Source organism: Legionella tunisiensis, assembly GCF_000308315.1.
Taxonomy (GTDB): domain Bacteria; phylum Pseudomonadota; class Gammaproteobacteria; order Legionellales; family Legionellaceae; genus Tatlockia; species Tatlockia tunisiensis.
Window position 1 is genome coordinate 1 of the sequence record NZ_CALJ01000213.1, and the last position, 3,747, is coordinate 3,747.

The following is a 3,747-nucleotide window of genomic DNA, read 5'->3' on the forward strand; positions in this document are numbered from 1 at the left end:
CATCCATACCAGAAGCTAATTGAATCTTCACCCGGACATAATCATCTACTTCGTATTCATCCGCTTTACTTAACTCGGCCTCAGTCAAATCAAATACCATTCCCTCTATGCTGTCAGCCTTATTTTGTGTTGGTAATAAAATTTGATGCACAGATTGCCCACTCACTTCGATAACATAAGGATCGGTAATTTGCACATCTTTAAGCATATAACCTTGTAAACTATCTTTAGTTCCTTTTAGTAAACGTGAAAAAGTAGCCATTTGAACAGACTCCAATTGCAGGGTCCCATACGAAAAAAGCTTTTGCATCGCCGCCAAAATAATACCCCCCGTTCATTCATGACGGCGGATACTTTAGCATAGCGTGGCTTTAGCATCCAAACCCGAGAGTAGCCATTATTGAAGAGACGGAATTATCAGTCATTACATAAACTATTGTGAGTTGCCCACCAGACAAATTCATCTGAATCGACAACTTGGGGTGTAGCGCTTCTATGCCTTATTTACCCTGTGCTATGATAATTGCTGCCAAAAGATGACAGCATCGTTTCTAACTAATTATTTAGAGAACTATAAATTGACTCGTACTGAACGCCTGCTTGCCCTCTTACAAATTTTACGACGTAATCGATATCCAATACGTGGAGCAACCCTTGCTGAAGAATTAGGTATCAGTCTCCGTACTCTCTATCGTGATATTGTCACACTCCAGTTGCAAGGAGCCCAAATAGAAGGTGAGCCAGGACTTGGTTACCTTTTAAAACCTTGTTACATGCTCCCTCCTTTAATGTTTTCTGAAGAAGAAATTGAAGCGCTTGTTCTTGGCTCACGCTGGGTAGCAAAACGTGCCGATTCCAAACTGGGCGATGCTTCTCGTGATGCTATAGCAAAAATTGCGGCCGTATTACCTGCTGATTTACGCAATAAACTTGATGCTTCAGCGTTACTTATTGGACCAGGACAAGCTATTATGGGCGGGGATCAAGAACAAGCGCTTATTAGACAAGCTATACGTAATGAACGTAAACTTATAATTCGCTATAAAGATGTACAAGAAAACGAAACTGAACGGACAATCTGGCCTTTTGCAATGGGCTTTTTCGAACAAACGCGAATAGTCATAGCCTGGTGCGAATTACGCCAGCAATTTCGTCATTTCCGCATTGATAGAATGACTGCACTTAATCTCACCTCAATTCGTTATCAACGCCGCCGTCAAGCCCTTTTGAAGGAATGGCGAAGTCTAGAGAATATTCCTGACCAATAAATAAAAAGAGCGTTTACTGCTAGACCTCTTTCGGAACTTTACTGTATTGTAGTATTACTTCGTCGATATGGTGATCGAATCCCATGTACTGACATGTATACTCACTATAGCGAGTTTCAAAAGAACTCTACTGACAGGATTTGGCAGTAGCTCCCTTTAAGATAAACAAACCTGAATAACTTCAGGAAAAAGGCCTAAATGTTTTTAGGAAAAATATCTTTTTTAACAGGGAGACTCCTATGTTGGATCCTAATTTTATAATACTTTATGTCAACAAGCCCAGTATCAGTGCTGCCTTTTATACAAAATTATTGAATAAGCAACCTGTTGAATCTTCAACAAATTTCTTCATGTTTGTATTAAACTCAGGCGTTAAACTCGGTTTGTGGTCAAAAGATGATGTAAAACCAGCAGTAACAGCTGCAAGTGGCAGTAGTGAACTAGCTATCGCGGTGAATGATGATGAACGAGTCCGCACTTTGTATGATGAGTGGAAAAGCGAAGGCTTAAGCCTAATCCAACCACCAACTCAAATGGATTTCGGACTTAATTTCGTGGCTCTTGATCCAGATGGCCACCGTCTTCGTGTGTTTACACAGACTTATTGATAAACTGATTGCTCTCACAACTTGTTTGCGAGAGCAATCAATTGATTATAGTGCCTCTTGTTGTATGCCTCCAACAACCCAATCAGGATTATTGTTGAATTTGCGAAAATGCCAAATTTCATCTAACTGTGTTGGCTCACCATTTTCCTTAATAGTACCGGTAAAACGCACACTGGCCATCATTGAATCAACCTGGTTTGACACATCTAGCAACTGAGCATCCAAATCGATAACTTCTGTGGTATTAGGTTCATTACCACGCTCTTCAAGCTGCATTTTTATTTCAGCGAAAACTTCAGGTGCCGTAAAAGCCGTCAGATCTGTTATATTTTGTTGATCATAAGCTGCCTGTAAACGAATAAACTTAACTTTAGCGTCACGTAAAAATGATTCTGCTACGAATCCTGCCGGATAGGCAGAAGAACTACCTTGCGCTTGAAAATTGTTCTTAAAAGTATCAGCTGCCTGATTAAAGGGAGAAGCTTGCCTAAATGCATTCGATTGAGTCGATTGAAAACCAGGCTGCATCTTGCGGCGCAAAAAACCGACAAGAAAAAAGAGAATTGAGCCAACAATTAGCCAAGATAATAAGCCACTGCCCAAGCCATTACCCATAAATAGACTGGCTAATAACCCACCTGCCAATAAACCACCTAGAACCCCACCCCATTTACTTTTATTAGTAGCTCGCTGCCCGAATGATTTGTTTGTTTGTGCAGAATGGGAATTATATAAACTGCTGTGGGAGCGTTGCACTCCAAAACTTCGCCCACCACCAAAACGTTTAGCTGCAGCTTCATTTACTACTAAACCAAAGGTTAGCAATACAATTAAAAGACATGAAAATACACGACGCATTTTATTTACCTTTATTTTTTTAAGGAAGACCATTATAACTGAACGAAAACTAACTTGCCTGCATCAGTCAATAATTTTTCTGTTACTAAAATTTTAGAAATTAACGGCTTGATAGGGCAATTTTTACACCAAAACCAATAAAAAGCCCCCCTGTTAAGCGATCCAGGAATTGAATAACCTTAGGATTTTTTAAGCCCCGAGTCAGTGGCTGGCTTGCCAAAATCAACAAGGAAAACCAAAGTGTGCCAAGCAGCGCATGAATCAGAGCCAGTAAAAAAGTATAACCTGCCACAGGTATATCCTGAGGAATAAATTGCGGCAGAAAGGAAATATAAAAATACCCACTTTGGGATTTAAAAGATTTCCTAAAAATCCTTTCCATAGCCAACTAAAGTCACTTATTTCTTTTGTCGATTGTTCTAACCCAACCACACCGGAAAAATCAGTTCGTGGTCGTAACAGCAACTGCACCCCTAGCCAAGCAAGATAGAACGCCCCCATCCATTTGAGTAACTCGTAGGCCAATTGCGAAGTTGAAATAAGTGCCCCTAGGCCAAAAGAAACAGCTGCTCCCCAGGTTAAACAACCAATATTGACTCCAATTGCAGCAAACCCTGCTTTTTTGCTCCTTCCGCGGCAGACGTTCTCAAAACCAAGGCAGTATCTAGTCCCGGTAAAATAGTAAGGAGTCCGCCTGCGAGAACAAAAGCAATCAACGATTCAGTAATAGTCATAAGTATTCCAACATAAGGATTCCAAAATAGTTCGTCTTTATAATGGCAGTCAATTTTTTGCATACGCACAACAGCCATCTTAACCTGGAGAGTGGAAAATTTAAAATATATCTTATGAATTCTCAGAAACTATCAGTTGACCCGAGTTACCATTGGCTACGATATCAAAAAGAGAGGGGTTTGCATTGATATTACCAAGGCAGTCAAAACTCGTATAACTTCGTATAATGTATCGCTATACGAAGTTATTACGTTCCGCATTGATAGATGACTTGCACT

At 40.2% G+C, this 3,747-nt stretch carries 7 protein-coding genes; 2 read left to right on the plus strand and 5 right to left on the minus strand.

Annotated features, from left to right (window positions below):
- Nucleotides 1–310 (minus strand): gamma-glutamylcyclotransferase family protein (locus tag BN58_RS12670; RefSeq protein ID WP_019217153.1); only part of this gene is annotated, 310 nt, incomplete at its 3' end.
- A 226-nt stretch (nt 311–536) separates the two neighbouring features.
- Between BN58_RS12670 and BN58_RS12675 the strand changes: the two genes are divergently transcribed.
- Together BN58_RS12675 and BN58_RS12680 are read left to right on the plus strand one after the other, a co-directional pair.
- Nucleotides 537–1,268, plus strand: a complete 732-nt coding sequence (locus tag BN58_RS12675) for a helix-turn-helix transcriptional regulator (RefSeq protein WP_019217154.1) — start codon at nt 537–539, stop codon at nt 1,266–1,268.
- Nucleotides 1,269–1,507: 239 nt separating this feature from the next.
- A complete protein-coding gene (locus BN58_RS12680; RefSeq protein WP_019217155.1) occupies nt 1,508–1,876 on the plus strand; it encodes a VOC family protein in 369 nt (122 codons plus the stop codon).
- Nucleotides 1,877–1,921: 45 nt separating this feature from the next.
- Here the strand turns inward: BN58_RS12680 and BN58_RS12685 are convergent, their stop codons facing one another.
- The 4 genes from BN58_RS12685 to BN58_RS34275 form a co-directional block, all read right to left on the minus strand.
- Nucleotides 1,922–2,734 carry a Tim44 domain-containing protein gene (locus tag BN58_RS12685; protein ID WP_019217156.1) on the minus strand — a complete coding sequence of 271 codons (813 nt, stop codon included), beginning with the start codon at nt 2,732–2,734 and terminating at the stop codon, nt 1,922–1,924.
- 100 nt (nt 2,735–2,834) lie between these two features.
- Nucleotides 2,835–3,026 carry a LysE family transporter gene (locus BN58_RS31780; protein WP_198009892.1) on the minus strand — a complete coding sequence of 64 codons (192 nt, stop codon included), beginning with the start codon at nt 3,024–3,026 and terminating at the stop codon, nt 2,835–2,837.
- Nucleotides 2,996–3,337 carry a LysE family translocator gene (locus BN58_RS37835; protein ID WP_408605488.1) on the minus strand — a complete coding sequence of 114 codons (342 nt, stop codon included), beginning with the start codon at nt 3,335–3,337 and terminating at the stop codon, nt 2,996–2,998. Before BN58_RS37835 ends, BN58_RS31780 begins: the two co-directional genes overlap by 31 nt.
- Nucleotides 3,313–3,546, minus strand: a complete 234-nt coding sequence (locus BN58_RS34275) for a hypothetical protein (RefSeq protein ID WP_232220590.1) — start codon at nt 3,544–3,546, stop codon at nt 3,313–3,315. The genes BN58_RS37835 and BN58_RS34275 overlap by 25 nt, the downstream gene beginning before the upstream one ends.
- Nucleotides 3,547–3,747: the final 201 nt, after the last annotated feature.

Coding starts and splice junctions, on each gene's coding strand:
- BN58_RS34275 (WP_232220590.1), bottom strand. CDS start 3,546: ATGGCTGTTGTGCGTATGCAAAAAATTGACTGCCATTATAAAGACGAA.
- BN58_RS12680 (WP_019217155.1), top strand. CDS start 1,508: ATGTTGGATCCTAATTTTATAATACTTTATGTCAACAAGCCCAGTATC.
- BN58_RS12685 (WP_019217156.1), bottom strand. CDS start 2,734: ATGCGTCGTGTATTTTCATGTCTTTTAATTGTATTGCTAACCTTTGGT.
- BN58_RS12675 (WP_019217154.1), top strand. CDS start 537: ATGACAGCATCGTTTCTAACTAATTATTTAGAGAACTATAAATTGACT.